The sequence below is a fragment of the Novosphingobium huizhouense genome (assembly GCF_020179475.1).
Lineage (GTDB): Bacteria > Pseudomonadota > Alphaproteobacteria > Sphingomonadales > Sphingomonadaceae > Novosphingobium > Novosphingobium huizhouense.
Map to the genome: position 1 here is coordinate 1 of NZ_JAILXZ010000013.1, position 377 is coordinate 377.

Here is a 377-nt window from a genome sequence, read left to right on the forward strand (position 1 = left end):
GTTTCATCTTTCCCGGCGGGATGCTGCCCTCGCCTTCGCGCTTTCGCGCCGAGGCCGAACGGGCCGGACTTGCGATTCAGGATGCCTTTGAGTTCGGGCTGGATTATGCGCGCACCCTGCGCGAGTGGCGCAACCGTTTCGATGCCAAGCTGCCCGAGATCCGGGAAATGGGCTTTGATGAGCCCTTCATCCGCATCTGGCGTTTCTATCTTGCGGCTTGTGCGGCCTCTTTCGCGGTGGGCCGCACGGATGTGGTTCAGTATCAGATGGCGCGGGCCTGATCACGCGTCATCCTTGAACGCCTCATATGCCGTCAGTGCCCGCGCACGACCCCGCGAAAGCGAATTGGCGGGAACCGGCTTGCGGTGCAGATCGAC

General features: G+C 62.6%; 1 protein-coding gene. It reads left to right on the forward strand.

Going from position 1 to position 377, the window contains the following annotated elements:
* Positions 1–281 (forward strand): class I SAM-dependent methyltransferase (locus K3A85_RS17770; RefSeq protein ID WP_225207849.1); only part of this gene is annotated, 281 nt, incomplete at its 5' end.
* Positions 282–377 lie beyond the last annotated feature (96 nt).